At 74.3% G+C, this 13,973-nt stretch carries 12 protein-coding genes and 1 pseudogene; 3 read left to right on the forward strand and 10 right to left on the reverse strand.

All coding sequences use genetic code 11. From position 1 onward, the window contains the following. Nucleotides 1–58: 58 nt before the first annotated feature. From AB0D29_RS05690 to AB0D29_RS05705, 4 genes are all read right to left on the reverse strand, one after another. Nucleotides 59–1,270 (reverse strand): MAB_1171c family putative transporter, encoded by a 1,212-nt coding sequence (locus AB0D29_RS05690; RefSeq protein ID WP_362852303.1) that lies wholly within the window; start codon nt 1,268–1,270, stop codon nt 59–61. Beyond that, on the reverse strand, nt 1,267–2,700 hold the full coding sequence (locus AB0D29_RS05695) for an FAD-dependent monooxygenase (RefSeq protein WP_362852304.1): 1,434 nt from the start codon (nt 2,698–2,700) through the stop codon (nt 1,267–1,269). The genes AB0D29_RS05690 and AB0D29_RS05695 overlap by 4 nt, the downstream gene beginning before the upstream one ends. An 86-nt stretch (nt 2,701–2,786) precedes the next feature. Beyond that, the gene (locus AB0D29_RS05700) at nt 2,787–3,371 is read right to left on the reverse strand and encodes a toxin-antitoxin system, toxin component (protein WP_362852305.1); all 585 of its coding nucleotides are present in this window, start codon (nt 3,369–3,371) and stop codon (nt 2,787–2,789) included. Then, a complete protein-coding gene (locus AB0D29_RS05705; protein ID WP_362852306.1) occupies nt 3,368–4,369 on the reverse strand; it encodes a hypothetical protein in 1,002 nt (333 codons plus the stop codon). The genes AB0D29_RS05700 and AB0D29_RS05705 overlap by 4 nt, the downstream gene beginning before the upstream one ends. A gap of 259 nt (nt 4,370–4,628) precedes the next feature. On the opposite strand from AB0D29_RS05705, the gene AB0D29_RS05710 reads away from it, so the two are divergent. After that, complete coding sequence (locus tag AB0D29_RS05710) at nt 4,629–5,045, forward strand: hypothetical protein (protein WP_362852307.1); 417 nt, start codon at nt 4,629–4,631, stop codon at nt 5,043–5,045. On the opposite strand, the pseudogene AB0D29_RS05715 reads toward AB0D29_RS05710, so the two are convergent. Both AB0D29_RS05715 and AB0D29_RS05720 read right to left on the reverse strand, forming a co-directional pair. Next, nucleotides 5,031–5,847: pseudogene (locus AB0D29_RS05715) on the reverse strand (helix-turn-helix transcriptional regulator). The gene AB0D29_RS05710 and the pseudogene AB0D29_RS05715 sit on opposite strands and share 15 nt — an antisense overlap. Nucleotides 5,848–5,884: 37 nt before the next feature. Beyond that, nucleotides 5,885–7,687 (reverse strand): FAD-dependent oxidoreductase, encoded by a 1,803-nt coding sequence (locus AB0D29_RS05720; protein WP_362852308.1) that lies wholly within the window; start codon nt 7,685–7,687, stop codon nt 5,885–5,887. A gap of 175 nt (nt 7,688–7,862) precedes the next feature. Between AB0D29_RS05720 and AB0D29_RS05725 the strand changes: the two genes are divergently transcribed. Together AB0D29_RS05725 and AB0D29_RS05730 are read left to right on the forward strand one after the other, a co-directional pair. Continuing rightward, nucleotides 7,863–8,168, forward strand: coding sequence for a 4a-hydroxytetrahydrobiopterin dehydratase (locus AB0D29_RS05725; protein WP_327412559.1), 306 nt, complete (start codon nt 7,863–7,865; stop codon nt 8,166–8,168). Then, nucleotides 8,168–8,932 carry a class I SAM-dependent methyltransferase gene (locus tag AB0D29_RS05730; protein ID WP_362852309.1) on the forward strand — a complete coding sequence of 255 codons (765 nt, stop codon included), beginning with the start codon at nt 8,168–8,170 and terminating at the stop codon, nt 8,930–8,932. Before AB0D29_RS05725 ends, AB0D29_RS05730 begins: the two co-directional genes overlap by 1 nt. Before the next feature lie 60 nt (nt 8,933–8,992). On the opposite strand, the gene AB0D29_RS05735 is transcribed toward AB0D29_RS05730, so the two are convergent. From AB0D29_RS05735 to AB0D29_RS05750, 4 genes are all read right to left on the reverse strand, one after another. Further along, nucleotides 8,993–9,418, reverse strand: a complete 426-nt coding sequence (locus AB0D29_RS05735; RefSeq protein WP_362852310.1) for an RICIN domain-containing protein — start codon at nt 9,416–9,418, stop codon at nt 8,993–8,995. Nucleotides 9,419–9,431: 13 nt separating this feature from the next. Then, a complete protein-coding gene (locus tag AB0D29_RS05740; RefSeq protein ID WP_362852514.1) occupies nt 9,432–10,238 on the reverse strand; it encodes an aldo/keto reductase in 807 nt (268 codons plus the stop codon). A 162-nt stretch (nt 10,239–10,400) separates the two neighbouring features. Then, nucleotides 10,401–11,171, reverse strand: a complete 771-nt coding sequence (locus tag AB0D29_RS05745) for an ABC transporter ATP-binding protein (RefSeq protein WP_362852311.1) — start codon at nt 11,169–11,171, stop codon at nt 10,401–10,403. Between the two features lie 13 nt (nt 11,172–11,184). Further along, complete coding sequence (locus AB0D29_RS05750) at nt 11,185–13,971, reverse strand: ATP-binding cassette domain-containing protein (protein ID WP_362852312.1); 2,787 nt, start codon at nt 13,969–13,971, stop codon at nt 11,185–11,187. Between the last annotated feature and the right edge of the window lie 2 nt (nt 13,972–13,973).

The following is a 13,973-nucleotide window of genomic DNA, read 5'->3' on the forward strand; positions in this document are numbered from 1 at the left end:
CGTACGCCGGACGCCCCGGGCCCTCGGGCCCGGGGCTTTCCGTTTCCGAGGGACCCCCCTAGGCCCGTACGGCGGCGGCCCGGGCGGCGGCGACGATGGGGGAGGCGCGGAACTCGCGGGCCAGGGCGGTCAGCGGCCGGCCGGACAGCCGCGGCGGCTCGCAGTCCCCCGGAGGTACGCAGCAGGCGCAGGGGTCCGTGTCCGTGCCGGTGGCGGCCTCGGCGGCGGTGGTGGCGGCGGTCCTGCGACCGCACGCGGCGGCGAGCATGGCGGCGTCGGCGACCGCCTCGGCCCGGGCCTCGCTCATGCCCTGCTCGCGCGCGGCCTCGTACGCCGCCCGGCGCACGCACGGGTCGAACCAGCGGGCGAGGGCCAGGATCCCGTCGTCGATGACGGACTCGCGGTGGATCAGCCGGATCCCGACCGGTGACCACCAGGTGAGCGGAACCGTCCGCACGCTGGACGCGGCGAAGCCCCGCAGGGCCTTCCACAGCGGGTGCAGGCCCCGGTACTCGCTGAAGTCCCGCCAGGCCGCCGACCCGCCGACCAGCGGCACGATGAAGCCGGTCGCCACCATCAGGGCCGCCCCCGCGGCCAGCGGCGGCGCCGCGTTCGTGGACAGGCCGTCCCAGTCGCGGCCGCTCCAGCGGGCACCCAGCGCGGTCCACTTGGCCACGAGGTAGCCGAGGTCCAGCAGCCCGCCGGTCATGATCAGGGCCAGCCCGGTGCGCAGCGGCCGCAGGGAGGGGTGGGTGCGGCGCAGCCACCGCCCGGTCAGCACGGTCAGTGCCGAGCTGCCGACCGTGTGCGCCAGCAGGTAGCAGACGATCATCTCCCGGATCCACGGGGTGTCGGCGTAGTACGTGTCCAGGTCCCGCAGGCGTTCCACCGGGGCCTCGCCGATCACGAAGAGGACGATGATCGCCACCGCGACCCCGCCGTACACGGCCACCGTCAGCCGGGTGGCCCGGCGCACCACGGCCGGCGGGCCGCCGCCCCACTGCAGGACCAGCACCACGCACGACCCGGAGAACGCGGTGATCAGGCCGAACACCAGTGGTGCCGAGAAGTTGGCGACCCCGGTGAAGCGGTTGACCGCCGCGATCGTCGGCGGCGCCGCCAGGAACAGCACGAGGCAGCCCATGACCAGCAGCGCGCAGACGGCCCGCATCGGGGGCTGGTCCCACCTCCTTTGCAGGGTGGGCGCCTTGACCAGCAGGATCAGGATCAGGAGCGCCCCCGGCACGTAGAGGATCAGGCCGCTCTTCACCGGGCCCGGCCGACGGGGTCGACCGGATCGGCCCGCTGGTCGAGCCCGGCGACCGTCCGTTCGCCGGCGGTGAGCGGCGGCGCCTTCAGCGCGCCGCGGTCGGAGGCGCGCAGGACGTTCCAGACCACCGACGGCCGGAGCCAGTGGGTGGGCGCGGTGCTCATGGTGATGACCTGGAGGAAGGCGGCGGTGAGCGCCTCCCGGGTGGTGGCCCCCGTCATCAGCCGGCTGACGTACCCGTTGAGCAGCCCGGCCCCGGTCCGCGGCTTCATGCCGGTGGCGCCGGGGTAGAGGATGTCCTGCGAGGTGGCGAGGTCCCAGGCGGTGGCCACCTGCGGGGCGATCGCGCGCTGCGCCTCGCGCCCGAAGGCGGGGTGGGCGAGCCCCTTGGCCCGCAGCAGGGACCGTACGGCCAGCATCCCCTGGGCCGCGACGGTCATGCCCTGCCCGTAGAGCGGGTTGAAGGTGGCGACCGAGTCGCCGACGGCGAAGAAGCCGTCGGGCAGCTCGACCTTCTCGAAGAAGATCCGGCGGTTGGCGGTGCCCTTGGTGACGGCCACGTCCGTGAGGGGCTTGCGGCCCTCCAGGAGCTCGCCGACGATCGGGTCCCGGATGCCCTTGGCGAACGGGATGAACGCGTCGGGATCGCCGGTGGGCTGACCGCCGCGGGTGCCGGAGAGGGTGGCCTGCCACTGGCCGTTCTCGATGGGCACGATGGTGGCCGTCTGGCCCGGTACGGGCACGCGGGGGTCGGACTGGACGTTGACTATGGGGAAGCCCGACTCGTGGGCTCCGGCGGGCGCCTCGAAGATGCGGGTCGCGTAGACCAGGCCGGAGTCGACCTCGGCCTGCCGGATACCGCTCACGCCGAGCTCCTGCAGCCAGATGCGGGCGCGGGAGCCGCGCCCGCTCGCGTCGACCACGAGGTCGGCGGGCACGAGTCTGTCCTCCTCCTCCGGGGTGTCGACGCGGACGCCGGTGACGCGGGCCGCGGTGCCTTCCAGGGCGCGGACGCGGCTCTGCTGGAGGGTGGAGACCCCGTCCAGGGCCGTCACCCGGGCCCGGACGACCGAGTCGAGGAGGTCGCGGCTGCAGGAGATGTTGAACTGCATCTCCGCGTAGCGCGGGATCCAGCCCTCGGCGGTCTTGGTGACCAGGTCGGTGGGCAGGCTGCGGCGGATCGCGCCCGCCGCCGTCCAGTCCTCGGTGATGCCGGGCAGGATGTCCTCGATCGCACGCGCCCCGCCGGACCACATGACGTGGACGTGCCGGGCCTGCGGCAGTCCGCGGCGCGGCGCCGGGCTGTCCGGGAGCGTGTCCGCGTCGATGATCGTGACCGTGGCGTGCTCGGCCAGGACTGCGGCCGCGAGCAGGCCGGCCATGCTGCCGCCGATGACGACGGCGTGGCGGGGCGGGGAAGACTGGGTCATCGTGTCGTGCTCTCTGTCGGGGCCGTGCTGAGGGCATCGGCGCAAGGGGTGCGGCGGGGGCGGGTTGCGGGTCACCGGCGTGACGCTCAACGCCCCCAGCCGAGCGAGGTCTTGATGCGCTCGATCGCCTCGGGGACCTGTTCCTCCCGGGGAGGCGGCAGATAGGGCTTGAGGAGTTTGCCGAGGTACAGGCCGAAGATCTCGGCCCTGATCTCGGCGGGATCCTCCCGGTCGGCGCGGGCGGCGGCCTGCCGGACCACCGTGCTCAGACCGGTGTCCGACCGGAGCAGCTCCGCGAGGCCGCCGGGGCTGCCGTCCGCGTGGCCCGCGTCGCCCGTCAGCCGGGCGGCCACCGCCATGCCCGGGCCGTGGCTGTCGCAGGTGCCCTCGTCGACGTGCCACAACTCGTGGCAGGCGATGACGAGCTGGTGCTCGGGGCGGGTGTGCTCCTCGATGACGAGGAGATCGCGCGCGTCCATCTCCAGCCACAGCCCGCTGGCCGTGTCGGGCGGGAAGGAGGCGAAGCGGAAGTCGACCTTCCGGCCGCCGCGCCGCCGGCCGTACGCGGCGCACAGCGCGCCGATGATCTCGGCGGCGCAGGCCGGCGGCGACAGCCGCGCGCCGGCGAGCAGATCGCCGCCCAGCCTGCGCATCGCCCGTGTGGTCCTCATGGCGCTCCCCCCTCGTCGGGCTCCGCCGGACGGCCGAGCCGGCCCTCCCGCGCGAGCAGGTCGTCCAGGTGGTCGGCGAGCGACTTCCAGCCCCGGGGGGAGAGCCGGCCGGCCCGCGTGACGATGCTCCGTACGTCGTGCGCCCGCATCACGGCCAGCATCGGGTTCTCCCGCTCCCGCTCCGCGCACTCCAGTTCGGCCTCGATCAGCGCGAGTGCGGTGGCGAGCGCCTCGGTGTCGTCGGCCAGCAGGAAACCGCCCTCGACCCCGTAGAACCGCTGGATCCCGGCGGCCGCGGCCAGGTTGGGCAGGCCCTCGCCCTGCGCGACACGGGTCAGCGACTGGCCCGACGCGTCGAAGGACCTCGCGATGGCCGCCAGTGAATGGGCCTGGCCGTCCTCCCGTACGCGGGTGCGGCGCAAGTGCTCGAACCGCTGGTGCACCTGCTCCTTGAGGGGGAGCCGGGGCGGCTCGCCGTCGAGGGTGAGCCGGATGTCCTGCGGGGTCATGCCGGTCAGGTACGACAGGTGCGCGAGGTCGTCCCGGCCGTCCGGGGCGGTGCCGGTGACCGAGAGGGCGAGGGCCCGCTCCACCGCGCTCTTGCTGTCGGCCAGGAGGAAGCCGGCGTAGACCCCGAAGAACCGCTGCACGCCCGCCGCGTGGCCCATCCGCGGCAGCCCGGTGCCCGCGTTGAGCGGCCCGAGGGAGGCCCCGGGCGCGTCGAAGTCGTCGGCGATGGCGGCGAGCGGCCACTCCCGGCCGTGCTTGTCCCGCCGGGTGGCCCGCAGCCGCAGGAACCGCTGGTGCACGCGCTGCTCCAGCGGCTCCTCGACGGCCGTGCCCTCCACCACCTGCGGTATGCGCCCGGGTTCGACCCCGGACAGGTGGCTCAGCCGCTCCACGCCCACCACATCGGCCGGATCCTGCCCGCGCCGCTCCGTCAGTGCCTCGACACGCCGCCGGATCGCGGCGAGATCGGGTCGGACGGCGGCTCGCACCGGCGGATTCTCCATATGTCGACAAGGCGTTCGAGTGGATCGGGCTCCGTGAAGCCTAGCCCCCCACCCCGGCCCGAACCAGGGGAACCCCAACGTTTCCTGCCGTACGGCTCAAAAAGGGTTGGCATGACCTCCGAGGTAATCGACCCCCCTCCGGGCCCCCGGGCACAGTGGGGACATCGGGTTCCGGGGCCGCGCACTCGGCCCCGGAAACCGTGTCCCCACTGGCCCGTTCCACCTCGATGGAGAGTGATTCCCCATGTCCGCGACCCTGCTCGGCAGCATCGCCCGTACCGGCGTCCCGCAGGTCATGCTGCGCCGCTTCCTCGCCCTCGACTCCGTCGTCACCACCGGCAACGGGCTCGCGTACGTCGCCTTCTCCGCCCCGCTCGGGCGGCTGCTCGGGGTCGGGCAGGGGCTGTTGCTCGGGCTCGGGGTGCTGCTCGTCGCGTACGGGGCCGCCGTCGGGCTGCTCGCCTCGCGCGGCCGGCCCCCGGCGCTCGCCGTGAAGGCCGTCATCGAGACCAACTACGCCTGGGCGGCCCTGAGTCTGGTCTCCCTGGCGGTGTGGTTCACGCCCACCGTCGCCGGGACCGTGTGGATTCCGGCACAGGGCCTCACCGTCGCCGGCTTCGCCCTGCTCCAGCAGCTCGCCGTGCGCTCAGTCGACGAGTGAGCGCAGGTACTTCGCCGTCGCCGGGTCGGCCGGGAGCATGGTCTCGATGGCCAGCTCGGCGACGGTCACGTCCATCGGCGTGTTGAAGGTCGCGATCGACGACACGAAGGACAGCAGGTGGCCGGCGTGCTCGATGACCAGCGGCAGCGCGATGTACGGGACGGGGCTCGGCCGGTTCCCCGTCGCCCGGGCGCTGCGCGGCCGGGGCCACCGGGTACGCGGACACCTCCTCGTACAGCGCGCGCAGCGGCTCGGAGCGGGCCAGCGCGATCTGACGCTCCATCTGGGCCAGCAGGTGCCCGCGCCACTCCCTGAGGTTGTGGATCCTCGGGGCCAGGCCCTCGGGGTGCAGGGTGATCCGCATGGCGTTGAGCGGCGGGGTCAGCAGGTGCTCCGGCAGCCCGTCCAGCAGCATCAGGACGCCCCGGTTGGCGGCGACGACGTGGTACGTGGCGTCGACGACCAGCGCCGGGTAGGGCTCGTACCCGGTCAGCAGCTGCTGGATGCCCTCGCGCAGCGTCTCCATCGACGGGTCGTCCAGCGCGGTCTGCGCGTAGCGCGGGGCGTAACCCGCCGCCAGCAGCAGGGCGTTGCGTTCCCGGACCGGCACGTCGAGGCGGTCGGCGAGCCTCAGCACCATCTCCTCGCTCGGCCGGGACCGGCCGGTCTCGATGAAGCTGATGTGCCGGGACGAGGAGTCGGCGCGGCCCGCCAGTTCCAGCTGGCTGATACCGCGCCGCTCCCGCCACGCGCGGAGCAGGGCGCCGACCGTCGGAGCGGCAGCGGGCGTCGTGGTGGTCATGCCGACGACGGTAGCCGAGCCCCGGGAGAGGTTCGCGTCACCCCAGGTCGAAGACGTTGCGCAGGCCGAGGCGGTGGCGCCACAGGTCGTGGCGCCTGGCGGACTCCATCTCCGGCGCCCGGTAAAGCGGCTGGACCGTGCAGCGTCCGGCCTTCGAACCGTCGCGGTCCAGGAGGCAGTTGACGGCCGCACGGGCCGAGGCGTTCGCGCCCTCCATCGTCGCGAGGTCGATGTCCACCGCCACGTAGTCCCCGCTGAGGAAGAAGTTCGGGATGCGGGTCCCCGCGCTCGGCCGGTTGTGGAAGGTGCCCACCGGGTGGATCAGCAGCTCGTCCTGGTTGGTGGGGTGCGGGGTGCCGAGCCCGTCCACCCCCGGGTCCAGGAACCACGAGTGCAGTCTCGAGTCGCTCAGCAGCGTCTTCCCGCTGTCGTTGAGGGAGGCCTTCAGCTGCGCCCACACCTCGCGTGCCACCTCCTCGCGGGTGCACTGCTTGGCCGTCTTCCCGTACAGGATCCCCGGCTTGTCCCACTCGGAGATGTCCACCGACAGGCAGTCGACCGCCGTGCCGTCCCCGTAGTCGGCCGGGAAGTTCCGTGCGGGCCAGTGTTCGGCCTGCTGGATCGCCGTCAACGACCAGGGCGAGTCGATGCAGTTGAGGTGCCCGTGCACCAGCGGCGCCCGCTCGGTCAGATAGAACTGGATGCCGGTCATCCAGTCGGTCTCCAGCTTGTCGCAGCGCCCCAGCATCGGATCGGCCGCCCGCAGCCCGGAGCTCCAGGTGCGGCGGGCGTGCTCGACGGGCAGCGCGCTCACGTAGTGGTCGGCCGTGACCGTCTGCCGGGCGCCGTCCGGGCCCTCGACGCCGACCCCGCTGACCCGGCCGTTCCCGTACTGCACCTCCCGCACGGTCCACCCGATCCTGAACTCCACGCCGAGCGAGCGCAGATGGGCCTCCCACGGGTCGATCCAGGCTTCGTTGGTCGGCAGGTTGAGGATCCGGTCCGGCGGCCCGTCCGCCCCGCGCCCCAGCACGTTGAAGACGAAGGCCTCGCCGAGGGTGCCGACCGTACGGGTGGAGGCCTCCTCGGCCTTGGTCGCGACGATGTTGCGGGTGATGCCGACGGCGAGGATGCGCTGGTACTCGGACGACATCTGCTCCGCCCGCACGAAGTCCCACCACGGGGTCCGCTCCCAGACCTCGCTCCGCCGCTCGTCGCAGCTGGTGAGGAAGACGAGCACGCGGTTGACGAAGTACGCCGTCTCGTGGAGCGGGAGCCGCACCAGCGTCTGCAGGATGCCGGTGAGGGCCCTGCGGACCTCGTCGGGCGTCAGCTCGGCGGGGGAGTGGTCCGGCCAGGGGATCGGCCCGCGCAGGTCCTCGCGGCCGGCCGCCCGGGCGAACATCATCTCGCGCGGGGCGACGAGGTTGTCCCACACGCCGTTCGCGTTCCCGGGGAAGGGGATGCGCCGCATGGTGTCGGGCAGGTTGTGGTAGATGCCCGGGATGAAGCGGAAGCCGTGCTCGGCGGGCAGCGGCCGGCGGCCGCCGCGGGCGCTGCCCGGTACGTCCATGCTGCGCGCCTTGCCGCCGAGCGCCCGGCGCTCGTACACCGTGACGGCGTAGCCGCGCTCGGCGAGCTCGTGCGCCGCCGTCAGGCCGGCCACCCCGCCGCCCAGGACGGCGACGCGGCGGCCGTCCGGCGCCGCCGGGGCCCCCGAAGGCGCGGCCGCCGCGGCCGGGGCGGCCGCGATCCCGGCCGACAGCGCACCGGCGCCGGCCACGGCGCCCGCACCCGCGCCCGCGATGAACGTACGCCTGGAACTCCCTGTGCTGGTCATGGCGAATGCCCCCTAGTTACCGCTGGTAACAGTCCTGTCCGGCGCAGGAGCCTATGGGGGGCGCGAGGGGCGCGGAAGGTGCAGAAGTACCCGAGCGCACTATGGCGCGAAAGGGTTGCTCAGGCGTGCACTGTGGGAACCTTGACTACACGTCACGGGGAAAAGGAGCCGGTGCATGCCGAGTGAGCCGCTGTCACAGAAGGAGATCGAGGACCGGTTGCGGGAACTCCCCGGCTGGGCCTTCGAGGACGACAGGATCATCCGCACCTACCGGCTGGGCACGCATTTCGCCGCGAGCGCCCTCGTCGCCCACATCGCCTCGGTCCAGGAGGAGTTGAACCACCACTCGGACCTGACGCTCGGCTACAACACCGTCCGGCTCTCCGTGAACAGCCACGACGCGGGCGGGGCCGTCACCGAGACCGACTTCGCGCTCGCCGAACGCGTCGAGGCCCTCGCCCCCGCCCACGGCGCGAGCTGATGACCACGCACATACAGACCGTCAGACCCCTGCTGGACTACGACGCCGAGGCCGCGGCCTACGACACGAGCCGCGGCGGCGCCCCCCGGGCCGAGGCCGCGGCCGCCGCGGTCCTGCAGCTGCTCCCGGCCGACGTGGACACCCTCCTCGACCTCGGCTGCGGCACCGGCATCGTCACCCGCCGGCTGACCCGCCCCGGACTGCGCGTCCTGGGCGCGGACGCCTCCCACGGCATGGCTGCCATGGCCCTGCGGCGGGGTGTCCCCGTGACCCTCGCGGACGCGGCCCGGCTGCCGGTGCGGTCGGGCTCGCTGGACGCGGTGAGCGCGGTGTGGCTGCTGCACCTGCTGCGGCAGCCGGGACGCGTGCCCGCGGTGATCGCCGAGGCCGCCCGGGTCCTGCGGCCCGGCGGGGTCTTCCTCACCACCGTGGACAAGGACTCCGCGCACGACGTGGGCAGCGACATCGACGCCGTGTTCGCCGCGCACCTGGCGCCGACCCCCGCGGACGCCTCCGGGGACGTCGAGGCCTACGCGGCGCGGGCGGGCCTGCTCCCGTCCGGCGAGGCCCTCTTCACCGGCCACGGGCAGGGCCGCAGCCCGCGCGCCTCCGCCGAAGCCCTGCTCGCGGGCCGGTACGCCTCCCGCATCGCCCCGCGCGGCATCACCCCGCAGGAGCTGGCGGCCCGGCTGGAGCTGCTGCCCGACCAGGACGTGCCGCGCGCGGAGCCGACGTACCGCGTACGCGGCTTCGTACGCGTCTGACGGGCGGCGCGCAGCCGCGTACGCGTCGGGCGGGCGCACACGCGGCTGCGCGCCGCGGGTCTACACCGGCTCCAGGCGCCACCACTGGGCCGGGGAGTCGGTGTCCTCGCCCTGCCGGACCCGGCCCGCCCCGTCCGTCTCCAGCGGCAGGCCGCTGATGCAGGCGATCAGGGACACCACCCCGGGATCGTCGAGGTGCTCCTCGACGATCCACTCCTGCGCGCCGAACGCGTTGGCCCGCCACACCTGCACCCGGGCGCCGCTGTCCGTCGACGCGTTCGCGACGTCGAGGCGCCGCTCGTTGTCCGCGCTCACCACGTGGAAGATCCCGCCGCCGTCGTGCACCGGAGCGATCCGCCACCGGCGGGCGGCCTCCGGCGCGGGCGGCCCGTCCGGGCCGACCCGCACCCGGGAGGCGCCCTCCAGCTGGAGCACCAGCCCGCTGTCCACGTTGCGGATCCGGTAGAGCCCTTCGGGAAGGTTCACCCGGCCGTCGCCCTCAGGCGTCGAACTCGGCCGGGTCCGGCCCGATCCGGCGGCCCGCCGCGCCCGCGCCCAGGGCGTCCAGCGCGGCCACGTCGGCGGCCTCCAGCTCGAAGCCGAAGACGTCCAGGTTCTCCCGGATGCGCGCCGGGGTCACCGACTTCGGGATCACGATGTTCCCGTGCTGGAGGTGCCAGCGCAGCACCACCTGGGCGGCGCTGCGGCCGTACTTGTCGGCGAGCGCGGCGACCGCCGGGAGGGTGAGCAGCTCCTTGCCCTGGCCGAGCGGGGACCAGGCCTCGGTGGCGATCCCGCGCGCGGCGTGCACGGCGCGCAGTTCGGCCTGCGGGAACAGCGGGTGCAGCTCGACCTGGTTCACGGCCGGCACCAGCTCGCTCTCGGCGGCGAGCCGCTCCAGGTCCTCGGCGCGGAAGTTCGACACGCCGACCGCCTTGGCGCGGCCGCTCGCCGCGATCTCCTCGAAGGTCTTCCAGATGGAGACGAAGTCGTCGCGCATCGGGCGCGGCCAGTGGATCAGGTACAGGTCGATGTGGTCCAGGCCCAGCTTGCCGAGGGAGTCGTCGAAGGCGCGCAGCACCTCGTCCCGGCCCCACCGCTGCTTCGGGCCGTTCCACAGCTTGGTGGTGACGAACAGCTCCCCGCGCGGCAGCCCGGAGGCGGCGACGGCCTTGCCGGTGCCCTTCTCGTTGCCGTAGACGGCGGCCGTGTCGATGCTGCGGTAACCGGCCTCCAGCGCGGTCCCGACGGCGTGCTCCGCGTCCGCGTCGGGCACCTGCCAGACGCCGAAGCCGAGCTGGGGCATGAGGGAGCCGTTGTTGAGCTGGATGGTGGGGACCTGCGGGTTCACGTCTGGTCGCTCCTGGCGTCGGCGGCGGTACGGCGTCGTACGAGGGGCGATAACCGGCCCCTCGTACGACCTATTCCCGCCATCCGCGGAGCGCTCACGAGACCCCGCGGACGGCCCTCACGCAGCGCCCAGATAGGCCTCCCGCACCAGCGGGTCCGCCCGCACCTCGGCCGCCGTCCCCTCGGCCAGCACCGCCCCGAGGTCCAGTACGACCACCCGCGTGCAGAGGTCCATCACGAAGGCCACGTTGTGCTCGACCAGCAGCACCGCACAGCCCTCCTCGGCCGCCAGCCGCCGGACGACCCCGGCCAGCTGCTCGCGCTCGGGCGCCGACATCCCGGAGGCGGGCTCGTCCAGCAGCAGCACCCGCGGCGGATCGGCCACCGCACGGGCCAGTTCGACCATCCGGGCCTGCCCGACGGGCAGCCCGCCGGCGTACGAGGCCCCGAGCGGGCCGATCCCGCAGTCGGCCAGCACCCGCTCGCCGCGGACCCGGCGGGCCAGCTCCCGGGCCCGCCGGGCCGGGAGGGCGAGGAGATCGGCGGCGAGCCCGCCCCCGCCGCCCCGCCACTCCTGCGCCACCAGCACGTTGTCGGCCACGCTGAGCTGCCCGAACAACTGCTGGCGCTGGAAGGTCCGGCGCATCCCGTGCCGCGCCCGCCAGACGGGGGAGCGCCGGGTGATGTCCGCCCCGTCCAGCAGCATCCGCCCCTGGTCGGGCCGCCGGATCCCGGACAGGACGTCGAAGAGCGTGGTCTTCCCGGCCCCGTTCGGCCCGATCAGCCCGCACACCTCGCCCGCCCGGATCCCGAGGTCCACCCCGGTCAGCGCCTTGACCCCGCCGAAGCGGACGCTCACACCACTGGCCTCCAGCACGTAGCCGCTCATGTCCCCACCCCGCTCATGTCCCCACCCCGCTCGTCCCGATCCCGCTCGTCCCGATCCCGCTCGTCCCGATCCCGCTCGTCCCGATCCCGCTCGTCCCGATCCCGCTCGTCCCCATCCCCAGGTAGGCCTCGGTGAGCCGGTCCGCCTCCACCTCGGCCCGGGGGCCGCACCAGGACACCCGGCCCTGGGAGAGGTAGGCCACGGTGTCGGCGATCCCGAGGATCCCGGCGGCCTTCTCCTCCACCAGGAGCAGTGCGGTCCCGGCGTCGCGCAGCTCGGTGAGCAGGGCGTACACCTCCTCCACCACGCGCGGGGCGAGCCCGAGCGAGGGCTCGTCGGCGATCAGCACCTCGGGCGGCCGCTGGAGCAGGGGCGCCAGGGCCAGCAACTGCTGCTCCCCGCCGGACAGCGCCCCGGCGGGCACGGCGCGGCGCTCCGCGAGCCGGGGGAAGCGCGCGTACACGGCGGCCCGGGCGGCTGCCTCCGGGAGGTACAGGGCCAGGTTCTCCTCGATGGTGAGCGCGGGGAAGATCCCCCGGCCCTCGGGGGCGAGCAGCACCCCGGCCCGCGACCGCCGCACCGCGCCGTCGCGGGTGGCGTCCCGCCCGCGCACGAACACCGCGCCGCCCGTGACCGGCAGCAGCCCGGCGGCCACCCGGCACGCGGTGCTCTTCCCGGCCCCGTTGGGCCCGAGCACGGCGAGGATCTCCCCCTTGCGCACGGTGAGATCGACCCCGTGCAACACGAGCCCCCCGTCGTACCCGGCACTGATCCCGCGCAGCTCCAGGGCGGCCGAAGAACCAGCCCCGCCGGCGTTTGAGGCACTGGGGGCACCCCCAGCGGTAGCCGGGGGCGGAGCCCCCGAGGGGTCCGGGGCGGAGCCCCGGGAAGCGGCGGCCCGCCGCTTCGCCAGCCGCACCGGCACGGCCGCGCAGTACCCGTCCGGGTCATTGGCCAGGGCCAATCCCGCCAAGCCGAACAGGATCACCGGCAGGTGCGCGGACCCGGTCACGTAATCCGCCAGCACCCGCGGCGCAACCGCGAACACCAGCCCCGCCACCACCGCGTACTGCGGCCTCCGCACACCCGCCGCCACCACCACCGCCAGCCACACCAGCCCCGTCAGCGCCGTGAAGTCCGTCGCCGTGATGCGGGTGTTGTACGAGGCGTACATCACGCCCCCGAACCCGGCCAGGCCCGCCGACAGGGTGAACAGCAGCAGCTTCGTCCGCAGGACGGAGACCCCCGAGGCGACCGCGGCCGCCGGGGCCGACCGTACCGCCAGCATCGCCCGCCCCGACGGGGAGTTCCGCAGCGCGCTCAGCCCGGCGGCGACCACCGCGACCAGCACCACCAGGGCCACGCCCAGCGCCCGGTCGTCGGACAGGTCCACCGGCCCGAACACCGGCCGCGGGACCGACCATCCGGAGTCGCCGTTGCGCAGCCACCTCAGCTGGAAGAGGACCTGGTCGGCGAGGAACGCCAGCGCCAGCGTGGCCAGGGCCAGCGACCTGCCCCCGAGCCGCAGCGCCGGCAGCGCGACCAGCGCCCCCAGCAGGGCCGCCACGCACGTGCCCACCGCCAGCGCGGCCACGAACGGCCAGCCCCGGCTCATGAGCAGCCCGGCGACCAGCGCGGCCCCGGTCACGAAGGTGCCCTGCGCCAGGGACACCATCGCCCCGAGCCCGGTCACCACCGTGAAGGACATGAACACCAGCGCGATGGCCAGCCCCTGCGCGAGCAGCCCGCTCCAGAAGGGCGTGGTCACGGTGTAGAACGCCACGCACAACAGCCCGGCGCCCGCCGCCCACACCCCCCACCGCCGCCCCCAGGAGGCTCCCGCCAGATGGTCGACGGGCGGCGCGTCCACGGCCGCGACCCCGGCCGTGCGGGCCCTGCGGGTCAGCACCAGCAGCCCGCCGAACAGGATGAGGAAGGGCACCGCCGTACGGAAGCCCGTGATGCCCTCGGCGAAGGACGCGTACCCGGCCACCAGGTTCTGCAGGACCCCCAGCCCCAGTCCGCCCGCGAAGGCGAGCGGCACGGACGCGAACCGCCCGATGACCGCCGCGGTCGCCGACACGAACAGGAACAGCGTGAAGTCGTGCGCCGACAGCCCCAGCAGCGGCGTCGCCAGGACCCCCGCCAGCCCGGCCAGCCCCGAGGCGATCATCCACGCCACCGACGACAGCCGGTCGGCGCTGATCCCGCGCAGCTCGGTCAGCGAGCGGTTGTCGACGGCGGCCCGCAGCTGTAGCCCGAGGCGGGTGTGCCGCATCAGCACCCACAGGGCCACCGCGACCAGCGCCGTCGCCACCCAGGTGATCAGCTGGTCGGAGTCGATGCCGACGCCCTCCGCGAGCCGCCAGGACCGCGCGGGGCTCGGCCCCACACCGGGCAGCCCGAACTGGTTCTCCGCCGGCTTCACCGGCGCGCCCGCGTCCGCCAGCAGGTCCACCGCCCACAGTCCGGCGGCCGGCAGCGCCACCAGCAGGCCGATGGTCGCCACGATCTGGGCCGTCTCACCGACCCGCGCGAGCCGCCGGAACATCAGCCGGTCCAGCCCCCAGCCGAGACCGGGGGCCAGGACGAACACCACCAGCAGCGCCGCCGGCACCGCCGGCCAGCCCAGGCCCGAGTGCAGCTCGTAGAAGGTGAGCGCGCACAGGTAGGCGGTGGCCCCGTGCGCGAAGTTGAACAGCCCGGACGCCGAGTACGACAGCACCAGCCCGGTGGCGAGCAGTGCGTACAGGGCGCCGGAGACCAGACCGCTCAGTACGAAGACGAGCAGATCTCCCATGC

Source organism: Streptomyces sp. NPDC048424 (assembly GCF_040651555.1).
GTDB lineage: Bacteria > Actinomycetota > Actinomycetes > Streptomycetales > Streptomycetaceae > Streptomyces.